The 13,999-nt window shown below is 70.7% G+C and carries 15 protein-coding genes; 9 read left to right on the top strand and 6 right to left on the bottom strand.

All coding sequences use genetic code 11. The annotated features are described in order from the left end of the window. On the bottom strand, nucleotides 1-458 hold a 458-nt coding region (locus tag RMP09_RS06780; protein WP_310565245.1), incomplete at its 3' end, for a 2Fe-2S iron-sulfur cluster-binding protein. Beyond that, nucleotides 455-2,254, bottom strand: a complete 1,800-nt coding sequence (locus RMP09_RS06775; protein WP_310565244.1) for an NADH-ubiquinone oxidoreductase-F iron-sulfur binding region domain-containing protein — start codon at nucleotides 2,252-2,254, stop codon at nucleotides 455-457. The genes RMP09_RS06775 and RMP09_RS06780, both read right to left, overlap by 4 nt. 142 nt (nucleotides 2,255-2,396) lie before the next feature. Between RMP09_RS06775 and RMP09_RS06770 the strand changes: the two genes are divergently transcribed. Both RMP09_RS06770 and RMP09_RS06765 read left to right on the top strand, forming a co-directional pair. After that, nucleotides 2,397-3,476: a substrate-binding domain-containing protein gene (locus tag RMP09_RS06770; RefSeq protein ID WP_310565243.1), complete on the top strand. Its 1,080-nt coding sequence runs from the start codon at nucleotides 2,397-2,399 to the stop codon at nucleotides 3,474-3,476. Further along, nucleotides 3,473-4,522, top strand: a complete 1,050-nt coding sequence (locus tag RMP09_RS06765) for an endonuclease/exonuclease/phosphatase family protein (RefSeq protein WP_310565242.1) — start codon at nucleotides 3,473-3,475, stop codon at nucleotides 4,520-4,522. The genes RMP09_RS06770 and RMP09_RS06765 overlap by 4 nt, the downstream gene beginning before the upstream one ends. A 12-nt stretch (nucleotides 4,523-4,534) precedes the next feature. Here RMP09_RS06765 and RMP09_RS06760 read toward each other — a convergent pair whose 3' ends face one another. The 4 genes from RMP09_RS06760 to RMP09_RS06745 all read right to left on the bottom strand — a co-directional run bounded on the left by RMP09_RS06760 (nucleotide 4,535) and on the right by RMP09_RS06745 (nucleotide 7,152). Continuing rightward, nucleotides 4,535-5,629 (bottom strand): exo-alpha-sialidase, encoded by a 1,095-nt coding sequence (locus tag RMP09_RS06760; protein WP_310565241.1) that lies wholly within the window; start codon nucleotides 5,627-5,629, stop codon nucleotides 4,535-4,537. A 45-nt stretch (nucleotides 5,630-5,674) separates the two neighbouring features. Beyond that, nucleotides 5,675-5,944: a MoaD/ThiS family protein gene (locus RMP09_RS06755; protein WP_310565240.1), complete on the bottom strand. Its 270-nt coding sequence runs from the start codon at nucleotides 5,942-5,944 to the stop codon at nucleotides 5,675-5,677. 88 nt (nucleotides 5,945-6,032) lie between these two features. Continuing rightward, nucleotides 6,033-6,416 carry a hypothetical protein gene (locus tag RMP09_RS06750; RefSeq protein WP_310565239.1) on the bottom strand — a complete coding sequence of 128 codons (384 nt, stop codon included), beginning with the start codon at nucleotides 6,414-6,416 and terminating at the stop codon, nucleotides 6,033-6,035. A 112-nt stretch (nucleotides 6,417-6,528) separates the two neighbouring features. Continuing rightward, nucleotides 6,529-7,152, bottom strand: coding sequence for a DUF4148 domain-containing protein (locus RMP09_RS06745; protein WP_310565238.1), 624 nt, complete (start codon nucleotides 7,150-7,152; stop codon nucleotides 6,529-6,531). A 311-nt stretch (nucleotides 7,153-7,463) separates the two neighbouring features. Between RMP09_RS06745 and RMP09_RS06740 the strand changes: the two genes are divergently transcribed. The 7 genes from RMP09_RS06740 to gloA all read left to right on the top strand — a co-directional run bounded on the left by RMP09_RS06740 (nucleotide 7,464) and on the right by gloA (nucleotide 13,962). Next, a complete protein-coding gene (locus RMP09_RS06740) occupies nucleotides 7,464-8,396 on the top strand; it encodes a LysR family transcriptional regulator (protein WP_310565237.1) in 933 nt (310 codons plus the stop codon). Between the two features lie 123 nt (nucleotides 8,397-8,519). Further along, nucleotides 8,520-9,398, top strand: coding sequence for a hypothetical protein (locus tag RMP09_RS06735; RefSeq protein ID WP_310565236.1), 879 nt, complete (start codon nucleotides 8,520-8,522; stop codon nucleotides 9,396-9,398). Between the two features lie 156 nt (nucleotides 9,399-9,554). After that, nucleotides 9,555-10,133: an RNA polymerase sigma factor gene (locus RMP09_RS06730; RefSeq protein ID WP_310565235.1), complete on the top strand. Its 579-nt coding sequence runs from the start codon at nucleotides 9,555-9,557 to the stop codon at nucleotides 10,131-10,133. A gap of 112 nt (nucleotides 10,134-10,245) precedes the next feature. Continuing rightward, on the top strand, nucleotides 10,246-11,379 hold the full coding sequence (locus RMP09_RS06725) for an ankyrin repeat domain-containing protein (protein WP_310565234.1): 1,134 nt from the start codon (nucleotides 10,246-10,248) through the stop codon (nucleotides 11,377-11,379). Between the two features lie 136 nt (nucleotides 11,380-11,515). Then, complete coding sequence (locus RMP09_RS06720) at nucleotides 11,516-12,064, top strand: heme NO-binding domain-containing protein (RefSeq protein ID WP_310565233.1); 549 nt, start codon at nucleotides 11,516-11,518, stop codon at nucleotides 12,062-12,064. 7 nt (nucleotides 12,065-12,071) lie between these two features. Then, nucleotides 12,072-13,418 carry an ATP-binding protein gene (locus RMP09_RS06715; RefSeq protein ID WP_310565232.1) on the top strand — a complete coding sequence of 449 codons (1,347 nt, stop codon included), beginning with the start codon at nucleotides 12,072-12,074 and terminating at the stop codon, nucleotides 13,416-13,418. A gap of 130 nt (nucleotides 13,419-13,548) precedes the next feature. Further along, a complete protein-coding gene (gloA, locus tag RMP09_RS06710) occupies nucleotides 13,549-13,962 on the top strand; it encodes a lactoylglutathione lyase (RefSeq protein ID WP_310565231.1) in 414 nt (137 codons plus the stop codon). The last annotated feature ends 37 nt before the right edge of the window (nucleotides 13,963-13,999 follow it).

The raw sequence follows: 13,999 nt of genomic DNA, 5'->3' as shown, positions 1-13,999 counted from the left end.
CAGGCGTCCAGGTTCACCGCCATGGCCGGGTGGCTCAGGTCGGGCGCCGGCGCGGGTGCGCGCAAGGCCTGGAGTTCGGGGCGCACGGTCACGCCCATCGTTTCGGCCCATTGGCTCAGCTCGCCGTGCGGCTGGTCGGGTTGCCCGTCCACCCATTTGTGGCCGGCGGCGGGCCGATCGGCCAGCAGCAGCTCCAGCACCAGTTGTTGGCTCTTGAGCGCGCGTTCGCTCTTGGCTTTGACCACCATGTCGGTGGTGACGGCGCGGCAGCACGAGGGCGCCAGCGTGCGTTCACCCGCCACCTCCACCACGCAGGCGCGGCAGTTGCCGTCGGGGCGCAGGCCGTCGGTGTAGCAGAGGTGCGGAATGTCCACGCCGTGGCGTTGTGCGGCCTTGAGGATGGTCTCGCCTGTGTGGGCCTGCAGCGCCACGCCATCGAGCTGGAAGGAGATCGTCATTTCGCGCCCTCCACTTCATGCGAAAAATATTGCATCACGCTGCGCATCGGGTTGGGCGCGGCCTGGCCCAGGCCGCAGATGGAGGCGTCGACCATCACGGTGGCCAGGTCGTCCAGGGTGCGGGCATCCCAGACATCGGCCTGCATCAGCGCAGCAGCCTTGCCGGTGCCCACGCGGCAGGGGGTGCACTGGCCGCAGCTTTCGTGTTCAAAAAAGCGCATGGCATTGAGCGCGGCGTCCCGCGCGCGGTCGTGCTGGCCCAGCACCACCACCGCGGCCGAGCCGATGAAGCTGCCGTGCGGCTGCAGGGTGTCGAAGTCCAGTGGCACATCGGCCAGCGACGCCGGCAGGATGCCGCCCGACGCCCCGCCGGGCAGGTAGCCGTAGAGCGCGTGGCCCTCGGCCATGCCGCCGCAGTATTCGTCGACCAGTTCGCGCAGCGTGATGCCGGCGGGCGCGAGCTTCACGCCGGGTTCGCGCACGCGCCCGCTGACGCTGAACGAGCGCAACCCCTTGCGCCCATGGCGGCCGAAGCCGCTGAACCAGGCTGGACCGCGCTGCACGATGTCGCGCACCCAGTACAGGGTTTCAAAGTTGTGTTCCAGCGTCGGCCGACCGAACAGGCCGACCTGCGCGATGTAGGGCGGGCGCAGGCGCGGCTCGCCACGCTTGCCTTCGATGCTCTCGATCATCGCGGACTCTTCGCCGCAGATGTAGGCACCGGCGCCGCGCCGCAGCTCGATGGCGGGCAGCGGGCACGGCGGGTCGGCCATCAGCTCGGCCAGGGCCTGCTGCAGGACGGCGCGCGCGCCGTGGTACTCGTCACGCAGGTAGAGGTAAACCGCCTCGATGCCGACCACCTGCGCGGCGATGAGCACGCCTTCCAGGAAACGGTGCGGGTCGCGCTCCAGGTAGGTGCGGTCCTTGAAGGTGCCGGGCTCGCCTTCGTCGATGTTCACCGCCATCAGGCGCGGCGCGGGTTGATCGCGCACGATGCGCCACTTGCGCCCGGCTGGGAAGCCCGCGCCGCCCAGGCCGCGCAGGCCCGAGTCCTCCATCGCCTTGAGCACCGCTTCGGCGTCTTCCTCGCCGTTGACCACCGCGGCCGCGAGCGCGTAGCCGCCGCGGGCGCGGTAGGCGGTGTAGCCCACAGTGGCGGGCGCCACGTCTTCCGGGCCGTGGGTGATGGCACAAGGTGCGCTGGCCGCGGGGTCGAACACACCGTCGGTGGGCGCGGCGGGGTGTTGATCAGCGCCCGCCGCACAGGCCGCCTGCACCGCCGGCGCATCGGCACGCAGCAACGGCGCCTGGCCCACCACCGCCACGGGGGCCTGTTCGCAGCGGCCCACGCAGGGCGCCGGGATCACGCGCACCTCACGGCCCAGGAGGGCAGGCAAACGGTCCAGCAGCGCCTGCGCCCCGGCCATGGCGCAGCTCAGGCCGTCGCACACGCGCACGGTGAGCGCGGCCGGCGCCTCGCCCTCGGGGATCACCTCGAAGTGGTGGTAGAAGCTCGCCACCTCGAACACCTCGGCCATGGACAGGCGCAGTTCGGCCGCCAGCGCCACCAGGTGCGCCTCGTGCAGACCGCGGTGCGCATCGTTGAGCCGGTGCAGCAGTTCGATGAGCCGGTCGCGCCGGTGCGGGCCGGGGCCGATGAGGGCGCGCACCTCGGCGCGTGCCGCATCGTCGGGCTGGCGGCCCTTGAGCTGGCCGCGCCGGCGTGCGGTGGCGCGCAGGGCTTCCGGGCTGATGGAGGCGGCGGCGGGGGGGGAGGATGGGCGGGTGGAAAGCATGTGTCGTGGGTCGGAAGCGGACGGCGAGCGGTCACGCCGTGTGTGGACAATGGTCGCCTGCGGCGGCACCCTTGGCAATATGCGCAGTATCGCCACAGCCATATGAGCCGCGCCGCATAAAGCCCACCGAAGGCTCCCCGACATGCCCCAGATCACCCTCCAGCCGGTGTGGACCCTCCAGAGCGACGAACAGGGCAGCCTGTCGCCGCGCCTGATCGAACTGCTGAGCCTGGTGCAACAGCAAGGCAGCCTGCTGGCCGCCTGCCAGGCCATGGGCCTGTCGTACCGCCACGGCTGGGACCTGGTGCGCAGCGGCGAAACCCTGTTCAACACCACCTTGCTGCACATGGAGCGCGGCAAGGGCTCCACCCTGTCACCGCTGGCCGGGAAGCTGGTCTGGGCCGACCACCGCATCCGCGCCCGCCTGCAGCCGGTGCTGGACTCGGTGGCCTCCGAGCTGCGCAGCGAGATCCAGCGCATCACCTCGTCCGACGCGCCCGATGCCTTTCGCATCCACGCCAGCCACGGCTTTTCGATTGAAAAACTGCTGGAAGCGCTGATGGCCGATGGCCAGCCGGTGGCGCGCCGCTACGCCACCAGCACCGCGGCCGCCGCCGCGCTGCGCGACGGCCAGTGCGACGCCTGCGGCGTGCACCTGCCCCTGGGCGCGCAGCAGGCCCGCATGCGCGCGCACCTGGGCCAGTGGCTGCAGGCCGACGACCTGCAGGTGATCGACATCGCCACCCGGCGCCAGGGCCTGATGGTGGCGGCCGGCAACCCGAAGAAGGTGTACGAACTGGCCGACCTCGCGCGCGACGAGGTGCGCTTCATCAACCGCCCGGCCGATGCGGGCACGCGCTTCCTGCTCGACGGGCTGCTGCAGGACCAGGGCATCGCCAGCCAGCGCATCCGCGGTTACGAACAGAGCGAGGCCACGCACGCCGCGGTGGCCGCCTGCGTGGCCAGCGGTCTGGCCGACGTGGGCTTCGGCCTGGAGCGGCCGGCGCGCTACTTCCAGCTCGACTTCATGCCCCTGGTGACCGAGCGCTACGTGCTGGTCTGCCACCGCGCCGCGCTGGACCACCCGGTCGCCCAGGCCCTGCTGCGCCTGCTGGCCGACCCGGCGCTGCGCTCGGGCATCAACGCCCTGCCCGGCTACGACGCGCGCGCGGCCGGCCGCATCACCCCCTGGTCCGAAGCCTTCACCGGAACCCCCACATGAACGACCGCCCCACACCCGACGCACCGCCGCCCCGCTTTGCCACCCTGATGGTGGCCACCGCCAACGTGCTCAACCTGGCGCAGCCCGGGCGGCACTTCTACGACGGGCAGGACCCGTACAGCCAGCACGAGTTCGACCGCAAGGCCGACTGGCTGGGCGCACGCATCCAGTCGCTCAACGCCGACGTGCTGGTGGTGCAGGAGGTGTGGGACGAACTGGCGCTGCGCGCGGCCGTGGCGCGCAGCGGCCTGCAGTACGGCTTTGTCTCGGTGCCCGGCGCGGAGAACGGCCCCGGTCAACACGGCGCGCAGGGCACGCCGCGCGTGGGCATCGTCACGCGGCTGAAGGTCGAATCGGTCACCTCGCTGGCCGACTTTCCGGCCGCCGCCGTGGTGCAGGTGCCGGGCATCGGGGCGCACGCCCGTTTCGAACGCCCGCCCCTGCTGGCCACGCTGCGCATGAAGCACGGGCAGGAGGTCGCGGTCATCACCGCGCACCTCAAAAGCAAACGCCCCAAGTTTTTGCAGGACGCGCAGGGCAAGGCCCTGGAAGACCGCGACGACCCGGCCGTGCAGGCCGTGGCCTCGCTGCGCTCGCTCTTCATGCGCGCCGGCGAAGCGCTGGCGCTGCGCCTGAAGGTGGTGGAACTGCTGCACCGCACCCGCCTGCCGCTGATCGTGATGGGCGACCTCAACGACAGCCCGCACAGCGTCACCACGCAGCTGATCGCCGCCACTTCAGAGACCGCCTACGACAAGGGCGCGCGCGACCACGCGCTCTACAGCGCCTGGGACGTGCAGGGCGAAGGCGCGCTGCGCCGCGACGTGGCCTTCAGCCACATCCACCAGGGCTACCCCGAGGTGCTGGACCAGGTGCTGGTGAGCGAGGAATTCGTGGCCACCAGCCGCCGCGCCATCGGCGACGTGCGGCGCGTCGAGGTGTTCAACGACCACCTGTTCGAAGGCCGCGATCGCAGCCGCAGCGACCACGGCTTCGTGCGCGCGTTGCTGCGCCTGCGGCTGGAAGACCTGCCCGGTGGCACCTGAGGGCTCGAGGCCTCAACCGAAGCGCAGCATCGCCACCGGCGGCAGGTCGCTGGACACCCGCTGCCAGTGCTCACCGGCGTCGGCGCTCACCCACAGGCCGCCGGTGGTCGAGGCCATGGCCAGCGTGCGGCCGTCGGCGCTCACGTCCAGGCCGTGCCGGTAGACCAGGTGGTAGGCGTGGGTCTGCGGCAGGCCGCTGGCAAAGCTCTGGAAGCTGGCACCGCCATCGTCGGTGCGGTTCACCACCAGGCGCCCGTCCACCGGGATGCGGCACACATCGGCCTGCGCCGGCACGAACCAGGCGCGTTGCGGGTTCTGTGGATCACACGCCACCGCGAACCCGAAGCCCGAGGGCGCGGGCGCGGCGATGTGGCGCCAGCCCTGGCCACCGTCGGTCGATCGGTAGATGCCGCAGTGGTGCTGCACCCAGAGCACCTCCGGCTGCGCGGCGCACTGCACCAGCGCGTGCGGGTCCTGGGTGTTGCCGTCGTCGGTGCTGCCCTCGGGCAGGTAGTCGGCCGTCATGCCGCTGGCGGTGAGCGCCCAGTGTTCGCCACCATCGCGCGTCTGCCAGACACCGCCGCAGGACACCGCCAGCGTCACGTGCCGCGCATTCCGCGGGTCCACCACGATGGAGTGGATGCCCGCGTGGTCGTAGCCCCCGCCGAACCAGGCGCGGCGGCCGGGCTGGTTCCACAGCGATGTGTTCAAGGACCAGCTCGCGCCCGCGTCGGTGGAACGGAACAGCCCCGCCGGCAGGCAGCCGGCCCACAGCGTGCCGGGTTCGTCCGGCCCACCCGCCGCGAGCGACCAGACCAGATCCACGCTCCAGGGCGTGAGGTCGTCGGCGTCTGGGCCTTCGGTGGGCTTGGGCGGAAAAGCCGGCGCGGCGATGGCCTGCCAGTGCTGGCCCCCGTCGGTGCTGCGGTGCAACTTCACGCCAAAGTGCCCCAGGCGCAGGGCGGCGGTCCAGCTGCCGTCGCGCGCATCCGCCAACACAGCGGTGACCGGCTCACCCGGGAAGTGGTGGGCCGCGATGGCCCATTCGGTGCCCGCACCCCGCAACACCAACAGGCCTTTTCGGGTCGCCACCAAAAGTGTTTGCATGTCCGCCTCCTGAACAAGGGCTCTGCAAGGGTTATGCACCAGGGTTCAGCCGCCGCTGAGCGCCTGCACCACGAACACACGGTCCCCGTCCCCCAGCGGCTGCGCCAGGGTCACACGGTCCTGCACCAGCTGCCGGTTGACGAACACGGCCACATGCTGGCGCACCGCGCGCTGGTCGTCGAACACGTAATGGGCCAACTCGGGCGCGGCCCGCAGCGCCGCTTCCAGCACCTCGCGCAGCGTGCCGGGCGCGACGGACTGGGGCGCACAGTTCACGTGGCGCTGCAGGGCAGGGGCGAATTCGACGGTGACCATGGTGATGAACCAGTTCGCCAGTGTCTGGCAGGCGCCCGGCCGGCACAAGCGCCACCCCGGTGCCAGAAAGGGGATGCCCCGCGCCGCGTCAGCCGCGCACGAACAAAGTCACCAGGGGCTGGTCCCCCACCTGGCGGCTCCAGTGGCCGTGCACGGCGGGGTCGAAGCTGGCGCCTTCGGGCAGGGTGTCGGCGGAATAGAAGTGATCGCCCGGCCCGAAGATCCGCGAGCTGCCGTCCTGCAGGCCGATCTCCATCTGCCCCTGCAGCACAAACAGCCATTGCGGCGCGCCGGTGCAGTGGAACTGGCTGCGAAAACCCACCGGGCTCTCGCGCAGCTGGAAGCCGTCCGAGGGCATGAGCGGGGAGAGGCGCGCCGCGGGCGTGCCGTCACTCAGTTCCACGGTTTCGTCGCGGAAGGCGGCGCGGCCATCGGCGCCGGTGAACAGCACCACTTTGTTGAAAACGGTCATGGGTTTCTCCAGTTGGCAGGCTTTGTACCAGAGGGGCGCCGCGCCCATGAAAAAAGCCCGGCGCCATGGGCGGCCGGGCTGTCAAAACCTTGGAGAAACCGGTGGGCCAGGATCAGTTCACGGCCTTGGCGGGGTAACGGCTGGGGTACAGCTCGTTGAGCTTCTTGCCGCTGTCGCCATCGGCCAGCACGTCACCGGTGCGCACGGCTTCGGCCAGTTCGGCCTTCACTTCGGCGCGGGTCTTGACTGCGACCACGGTGGTGGCGGCCGGGTAGTTGGTGGGGAACAGCTCGCGGTAGGTCGCGCCGGTCTCGGTGTTGGCCACCAGGTCGCCGTTGCGGATGGCTTCGGCCAGCTCGGCCTTCACGTCGGCGCGGGTCTTGCCCTGGGCCACAGCCGTGGCGGCGTAGCGGTGCGGTTCCAGCTGGTTGCGCTTGAGGCCGGTTTCACTGTCGGCCACGATGTCGCCGGTGCGGATGGCTTCGGCCAGCTCGGCCTTCACGTCGGCGCGGGTCTTGCCGGCCACGGCCGTGCTCTGGGGGTACAGGTCCGGGGTGATGTCGCGGGCGGTCTGGCCGGTTTCGGCGTTGACGATGACGTCGCCGTTGCGCTGGGCTTGCAGCAGTTCGGCGCGCACTTGCTCGCGGGTCTTGGGGGCGGCGTCCTGGGCCAGCACCTGACCAGCGGACAGGGCGGCAACGGCGAGGGCGATGGCGGAAACAACTTGGCGGTTCATGGTGAAGTCCTTTCAGTGACTAAAAAACAAACAGAAATCGAACAAAAAAAACTCAAGGCACAGGGCAGAGGCATCGTGCCGGCCTGGCGCCTGGGTGTCGTCTCACCGCGGTATCGCTTTTTTTCGCTGTGTTTCAGCTCGGCGGCGGCGGTGTCGGACACCCGGGTGGCTGGCCCGGTATCGAAGCGTTGGAGGGGAACTGCGCTGCGATGGGGTGAACTTTAAAATTTCTCTTTCAAGAGAAAAACAGCCTGCTCGTCGTTGATATATTTCTGTTTCAGCAACAATCAAAGCTTTGAGAGGGCAAGCCCATGGACCGACTGCATTCGATGCGCGTGTTCCTGAAAGTGGTGGACGAAGGCGGTTTTGCCGCGGCGGCGCGCGCGCTGGACATGTCGCCCGCCGTGGTGACGCGCCTGGTGGCCGACCTCGAAGACCACCTGGGCACGCGCCTGCTGCATCGGACCACGCGGCGCCAGTCGCTGACCGACGCGGGCGAGGCCTACCTGGACCGGGTGCGCCCGCTGCTGCAGGACCTGGAAGAGGCCGACGCCCTGGTGAGTTCGCGCACGCGGGAGCTGGCCGGCGTGCTGCGCGTGCTGGCGTCGCCGGTGCTGGCCACCCACGTGCTGGCGCCGCTGGTGGCGGGCTTCCACGAGCGGTTTCCCAGCGTGCAGCTGGACATCGAGGTCGAGAACCACCGCGTACCGCAGATCGAGCAGTTCGACATCACGCTGCTGGGCACCAGCAGCGGTTTTGATGCCAACGTGATCGCCCGCAAGATCAACGAGACCGAGGGCATCCTGGTCGCGTCGCCGCGCTACCTGGCCCGCCGGGGCGCGCCCCAGACCCCCTCCGACCTGCTGCAGCACGACTGCCTGCGCACCAAGCCCGAGAGCCTGCGCCAGCGCCACTGGACGCTGTTTCGCGCCGACAACGACCGCGACCGGGTGGAACTGGACGTGCAGCCCGTGGTCTGGTCCAACCACAACGACACCCTGATCCGCGCCGCCCTCGATGGCGCCGGCATCGCCGCCACGGCGGTGGAACTGGCCGCCCCCCACCTGGCCAGCGGCAGCCTGGTGCGGGTGCTCAACCCCTGGATCGCCGGGCGCTTCACGCTGTACGCCGCACTGCCCAGCCGCAAGTTCCTGCCGCAACGCACCCGTGTGTTCCTCGACTACCTGACCGAGCAGACCCGGGTCGGCGTGGCCAATGCACTGGCGGCCTGCGCCGCCTGCTGAGCCGCGCACCTGCCGGCGCGCTGACGCGTTTACATCCTGTTGCTTCATCAGCGCACCCGGCGCAACCCCGTTCGGGCGGTTCATTCGTTTCAGTCGGCTCCTTCCACTTTTTTTGGAGCCGCCATGAACCACCCCCGCCTGCGCCCCCACTTGCGCGCCCACCTGCACCGCCTGGCCCTGACCTGCCTGGCCAGCAGCGCCCTGTTCGCCGCCCTGCCCGCCCACGCCGTGGGCCGCCTGACCGACGTGCAGGTGATCGACCGCGACAGCGGCGAAACCCTGCAGGTCCACCGCCACCAGGGCGAATACTGGGTGGCCGGGCGGCCCGGCGCGCGTTACGCGGTGTCGGTGCGCAACACCACCGGCGCGCGCGTGATGACGGTGGTCTCGGTCGATGGCGTCAACGTCGTCTCGGGCGAAACCGCCGCCTGGAACCAGACCGGCTACGTGCTCTCGCCCTGGCAGCAATACGACATCAACGGCTGGCGCAAAAGCAGCCACGAGATCGCGGCCTTCCACTTCACCGCGGCGCCGGCCTCGTACGCCGAGCGCACCGGCCGGCCGGACCATGTGGGCGTGGTCGGCGTGGCGGTGTTCCGCGAAAAACCGGCGCCGGTGCTGCTGCCCCAGCCCGAACCCCGGCCCTACAGCCAGCACGAGCGCCGCGAACGCCTGGCGCGCAGCGACGCCCCCGCGACCCCCCCAGCCCCGGCTCCGGCCGGCGCGACCGCACAGGACAGCGCCGCCGCCCCGCAGGCACAGGAACGCATGGCCAGCGCGGCCCCGCGCCTGGGCACCGGCCATGGCGAACGCGAAAACGCCTGGGTCGGCCACACCAGCTTCGAGCGCCGCAGCGAACGGCCCGACGACCTGATCCGCATCCGCTACGACAGCCACGAGAACCTGGTGGCCATGGGCATCATCCCCACCCGCCCGGTGCCGCCACGCCCGAACCCGTTCCCGGCGCCGGTCCCGCGGGGCTACGTGCCCGATCCGTCGTGAACACGGCGCTGCTGCCCCCACGCTCCACCGCTGCGCGGGTCGCTGCCCCCCACGAGGGCTGTTTCGCCTTGGGGACGGCCCGGCGGCGAAACCTTGCCCCCACGCCCCATCGCTGCGCGGGTCGCGGCCACCCTAGGCGAAACCCATAATGCCCGCATGACCGGCGCGGCCAGCGACACCACGGACGAGCAACTGATGCAAGCCTTTGCAGCCGGCGACGCGCGCGCCTTCGAGACCCTGTACGACCGCCATGCCCTGCCCGTGTGGCGTTTCGTGCGGCGCAGCCTGCCCGACGCCAGCGTGGCCGACGACCTGGTGCAGGACGTGTGGTTCACGCTGGTGCGCCACGCCCCGCAGTACCAGCCACGCGCCAGGTTCCGCACCTGGCTGTTCACCCTCGCGCACCACCGGCTGGTCGACCACTGGCGCACCCACAAACACCACACCAGCCTGGACGCCGACACCGACGACGGCGCCGCGCTGGCCGAGACGCTGGCCGCCGAATCGGGCTTCGGCCCCGAGCGGCGCCTGAGCTCGCGCGAACAGGCCCAGGCCCTGCTGGACGCGCTGGCCGACCTGCCCACGGCGCAGCGCGAAGCCTTCTTGCTGCAGGCCGAAGGCGGCCTGAGCCTGGCCGACATCGCGCAGGCCACCGGCGTGACGCAGGAGACCGCCAAGAGCCGCCTGCGCTACGCCCGCGCCCGCCTGCGCGAAACGCTGGAGGTGCACGCATGAACGCCCGCACGGCCGCTCCGATGCACGCGCGCTCTGCTGAGCGCTGCGCGGAAGGTCGTCCCGTGAGCCTTGCGCCTGGCCGCACCGCCGCACGCGGCCCGGAGGTGTCCCCTTGAGCGACCACCGCCCGCCCGCCCCCGAAGACCGGCTGCTGCAGCGCTACCACGAGGCCAACGCGCTGGACACCGCACGGCCCGACCCGGCACTGCGCGAACGCGTGCTGGCCCAGGCCCGCGCCCAGGCGGCGCTGAACACACAGGCGCCCACCACGAGCCCCGCCCCACCGCGCACCGCGGCCAACGACCGCACCTGGACGCTGCGCGCCCTGGGCAGCCTGGCGGTGCTCGGCCTGGTGGGTCTGCTGGCCCTGCAGTTCGACCGCGGCACCCCCGAAGAGCGCGACGTGGCGTTCGGCACCACGCCGCGCCCGCCGCTGGCGGCACCGCCCAGCCCGCCGGCCGCAGCACCCGCCCCAGCCACCGCCGGGGCGCCGGCCACGGAAAAGTCCGCCCGCGCCCCGTCATCGCCATCACCATCACCATCGCCACAAGCGGATGCGGATGCGACCGCAGCCGAGCGCCAGCCCCTTCCCGATGCGGTGCCGCCCGCACCACCACGCCGCCGCGCCCCGTCGGCCAGGCCGCCGGCCCCGGCCGAACGGGCGGCCATCGCCGAGGCGCCCACCCCGGCACCACCAGCGCCCCCGGCCACGCCAGCGACGGCCGACGCGCCCGCGCCACCCGCGCCACCCGCGGCCGCCGCCGCACCGGCGCCAATGGCCCGCAGCGCAGCGCCCGAGCCGGGTCCGCGCCTGAAGGCCCCGCCCGCCCCCGCCGCGGCAGAGGCGCCCCTCTCGGCCCAGGCACCCGCCCTGGCCGGCGCACCGGCAGCAGAAGCGGCAACGGAAACGGAAACCGCCGCGCCGGCGCGGTCTGCGACAAGGGCGGCCCGCCTGCCGCCGCTGCTGGCGGCCGCCGCCGCCGGTCAGGCCGGCGAAGTGCGCCGCCTGCTGGACCTGGGCACCGACGTGAACCAGACCGACCGCCAGGGCCGCACGGCCTTGATGGTCGCGGCCGGCGCGAACGACGACCGACTGGTGACCCTGTTGCTGGCCGCGGGCGCCGACCCCGGCCGCACCGACCATCGGGGCCAGAGCGCCGCCGACCACGCCCGCGCGGCGGGCCACGAGGCCCTGGCCGCCCAGCTGGACACCGCGGCGGCGTCCTCGCCCAGCGGCACGCGCTGAACCGCCTGGCGGCGCATCGGGTCGCCGCGACCCTCCGGGCCTTCAGTCGCGCCATCCGGTGCCGATACATCCGTCAGGCCGTTGAAGTGCCGTCCCCGCGCGGCCGCCCCCCAGCCCCACTTGCACGGAGTCCCCCATGAAAGGCGTCGTTTTCACCGAGTTCCTCGAAATGGTGGAGGACCGTTTCTCGGCCGACATGGTCGACCACATCATCGACGACGCCCAGGTGCCGCACGGCGGCGTCTACACCGCCGTGGGCACCTACCCGCACGGTGAAATCGTCGCCATGGTGATGGCGCTGTCGCAGCGCTCGGGCACACCGGCGCCCGATCTGATCCGCGTGTTCGGCCAGCACCTGTTCGGCCGCTTCGTGCTGGCCTACCCCCATTTCTTCATCGGCGTGAAGGATGCCTTTCACTTCCTCTCGGGCATCGAGAACATCATCCACGCCGAGGTGCTCAAGCTTTATCCCGACGCCGAACTCCCGAAATTCATCGTCGAACACCACGACCCGCACCGACTGGTGCTGCTGTACCAGTCGCCGCGCCACTTCGAAGACCTGGCCGAGGGCCTGATGCGCGGCTGCCTGGCCCACTTCGGCGAGCCGATCCACATCGAACGCGAACCCACCCCCACGACCGCAGGCGCCCATGCACAACGATTTGTCCTCACCCGCCAGGGCTGACACCGACATGAACGACGAAGCCACCCAGCACGCCCGCCGGCTCGAACGCGAACGCGCGGCCCGCAAGGAGGCCGAACGCCTGCTGGAAGAAAAAAGCCTGGCGCTCTACAACGCCAACCAGTCGCTGCAGGAACTCGCCAGCAGCCTGGAACAGCAGGTGACCGAGCGCACATCCGAACTCCAGTTCGCACTGGACAAGGCCGAATCGGCCACCCGCGCCAAGAGCGAATTCCTGGCCATGATGAGCCACGAAATCCGCACGCCCATGAACGGCATCCTGGGCATGTCCCAGCTGCTGGAGCTGACCTCGCTCAACGAAGAACAGCGCAGCTACGTCACCACCATCCGCAGCAGCGGCGACGCTCTGCTGGTGCTGATCAACGACATCCTGGATTTCTCCAAGATCGAGGCCGGCAAGCTCGAACTGGAGTCGCGTGACTTCGTGCTCGAACGGGCGCTGGAAAGCACGCTGGAACTCTACCGACCGCTGGCCGCCCGCAAGGGACTGCAGCTGCACCTTCAACTCGCGCCCGATCTGCCCGCCTACGTGCGCGGCGACCGCACCCGGCTGCGGCAGATCCTGTCCAACCTGCTGGGCAACGCCATCAAGTTCACCGATGAGGGCGAGGTCCTGGTCCGCGTGCTGGTGCGCGAACGCAACGAACACAGCCTGTTGCTGGGCGTGGCCGTGCACGACACCGGTGTCGGCATCCCGGCCCACAAGCTGGACCGCCTGTTCAAGGCGTTTTCGCAGGTGGATTCGTCCACCACCCGCCAGTACGGCGGCTCCGGCCTCGGGCTGGCCATCTGCCACCGCCTGTGCAACGCCATGGACGGCAAGATCGGCGCCACCAGCAAGCTCGGCCAAGGCTCCACCTTCCGCTTCACGGTGCGGCTGGAACTGGCCGCACGGGCCACCGAGACCGTGCCCGCCGAACTCGGCCCCATCGAGCAACACGCGGACAGCGAACCGCACCACATCCTGGTGGTGGACGACGACCTGGTCAACCGCACCCTGGCGGTGGCCATGCTCGGCAAACTCGGCCTCAAGGCCGAAGCGGTGGCCTGTGGCGAAGACGCGGTCAGCCGCGTGGCCGAAGGCGGCGTGGACATCGTGCTCATGGACATGCAGATGCCCGGCATGGACGGCGTTCAGGCGACCGAGTTCATCCGCGGCCTGCAGCTGCCCCGGCAGCCCGGCATCATCGCCCTCACCGCCAACGCCTTCGAAAGCGACCGCAACCGCTGCATGGCCGCCGGCATGGACCACTTCCTGCCCAAACCCGTGCGCATGGAATCTTTGCGCGCCAAACTGTCCGAAATCATCGCGCTGCCCGAGCGCGCCGCCGGGTAGGCTCCTGACGGCTCACCGGGGGGGGCGCACGCCACCACGGGCCGTCCGGTTTTTGAGCGGCACCCGCCCCCCGCAGAGGGTGCCAGCCCATAATCCGCGGCTTTCACCTTTGCGAGAAAGACCGCCGGCCATGCGATTCCTCCACACCATGCTGCGCGTGGGCAACCTGCAGCGCTCCATCGACTTCTACACCCAGGTGCTGGGCATGCAGCTGCTGCGCACTTCGGAAAACCCTGAATACAAGTACTCGCTGGCCTTCCTCGGCTTTGAAGGCGGCAACCCCGGCCAGGCCGAGATCGAGCTGACCTACAACTGGGGCGTGGAGCAGTACGAACTGGGCACGGCCTACGGCCACATTGCCCTGGGCGTGCCCGACGCCTACGCCGCCTGCGAGAAAATCAAAGCGGCCGGCGGCAACATCACCCGCGCAGCCGGCCCGGTGGCGGGCGGCAGCACCGTCATTGCATTCGTGACCGATCCGGATGGGTACAAGATCGAACTCATCCAGCGGGCCGAACACGCTGCGGGCGCCGGCCTGCGCTGAACGCCCAGGCGCAGAAAGCAAAAAGCCCGGCACTGCC

It is taken from the genome of Hydrogenophaga sp. (assembly GCF_031426985.1).
GTDB lineage: Bacteria > Pseudomonadota > Gammaproteobacteria > Burkholderiales > Burkholderiaceae_C > Hydrogenophaga.
The sequence above is the reverse complement of the archived record's forward strand: the minus strand, read 5'-3'. Positions and strand labels throughout refer to the sequence as shown.

What these genes read in the sequence shown, in the direction of transcription:
- RMP09_RS06775 (WP_310565244.1), bottom strand. Translation starts at nt 2,254, where the DNA reads ATGCTTTCCACCCGCCCATCCTCCCCCCCCGCCGCCGCCTCCATCAGC.
- RMP09_RS06770 (WP_310565243.1), top strand. Translation starts at nt 2,397, where the DNA reads ATGCCCCAGATCACCCTCCAGCCGGTGTGGACCCTCCAGAGCGACGAA.
- RMP09_RS06765 (WP_310565242.1), top strand. Translation starts at nt 3,473, where the DNA reads ATGAACGACCGCCCCACACCCGACGCACCGCCGCCCCGCTTTGCCACC.
- RMP09_RS06760 (WP_310565241.1), bottom strand. Translation starts at nt 5,629, where the DNA reads ATGCAAACACTTTTGGTGGCGACCCGAAAAGGCCTGTTGGTGTTGCGG.
- RMP09_RS06755 (WP_310565240.1), bottom strand. Translation starts at nt 5,944, where the DNA reads ATGGTCACCGTCGAATTCGCCCCTGCCCTGCAGCGCCACGTGAACTGT.
- RMP09_RS06750 (WP_310565239.1), bottom strand. Translation starts at nt 6,416, where the DNA reads ATGACCGTTTTCAACAAAGTGGTGCTGTTCACCGGCGCCGATGGCCGC.
- RMP09_RS06745 (WP_310565238.1), bottom strand. Translation starts at nt 7,152, where the DNA reads ATGAACCGCCAAGTTGTTTCCGCCATCGCCCTCGCCGTTGCCGCCCTG.
- RMP09_RS06740 (WP_310565237.1), top strand. Translation starts at nt 7,464, where the DNA reads ATGGACCGACTGCATTCGATGCGCGTGTTCCTGAAAGTGGTGGACGAA.
- RMP09_RS06735 (WP_310565236.1), top strand. Translation starts at nt 8,520, where the DNA reads ATGAACCACCCCCGCCTGCGCCCCCACTTGCGCGCCCACCTGCACCGC.
- RMP09_RS06730 (WP_310565235.1), top strand. Translation starts at nt 9,555, where the DNA reads ATGACCGGCGCGGCCAGCGACACCACGGACGAGCAACTGATGCAAGCC.
- RMP09_RS06720 (WP_310565233.1), top strand. Translation starts at nt 11,516, where the DNA reads ATGAAAGGCGTCGTTTTCACCGAGTTCCTCGAAATGGTGGAGGACCGT.
- RMP09_RS06715 (WP_310565232.1), top strand. Translation starts at nt 12,072, where the DNA reads ATGAACGACGAAGCCACCCAGCACGCCCGCCGGCTCGAACGCGAACGC.
- gloA (WP_310565231.1), top strand. Translation starts at nt 13,549, where the DNA reads ATGCGATTCCTCCACACCATGCTGCGCGTGGGCAACCTGCAGCGCTCC.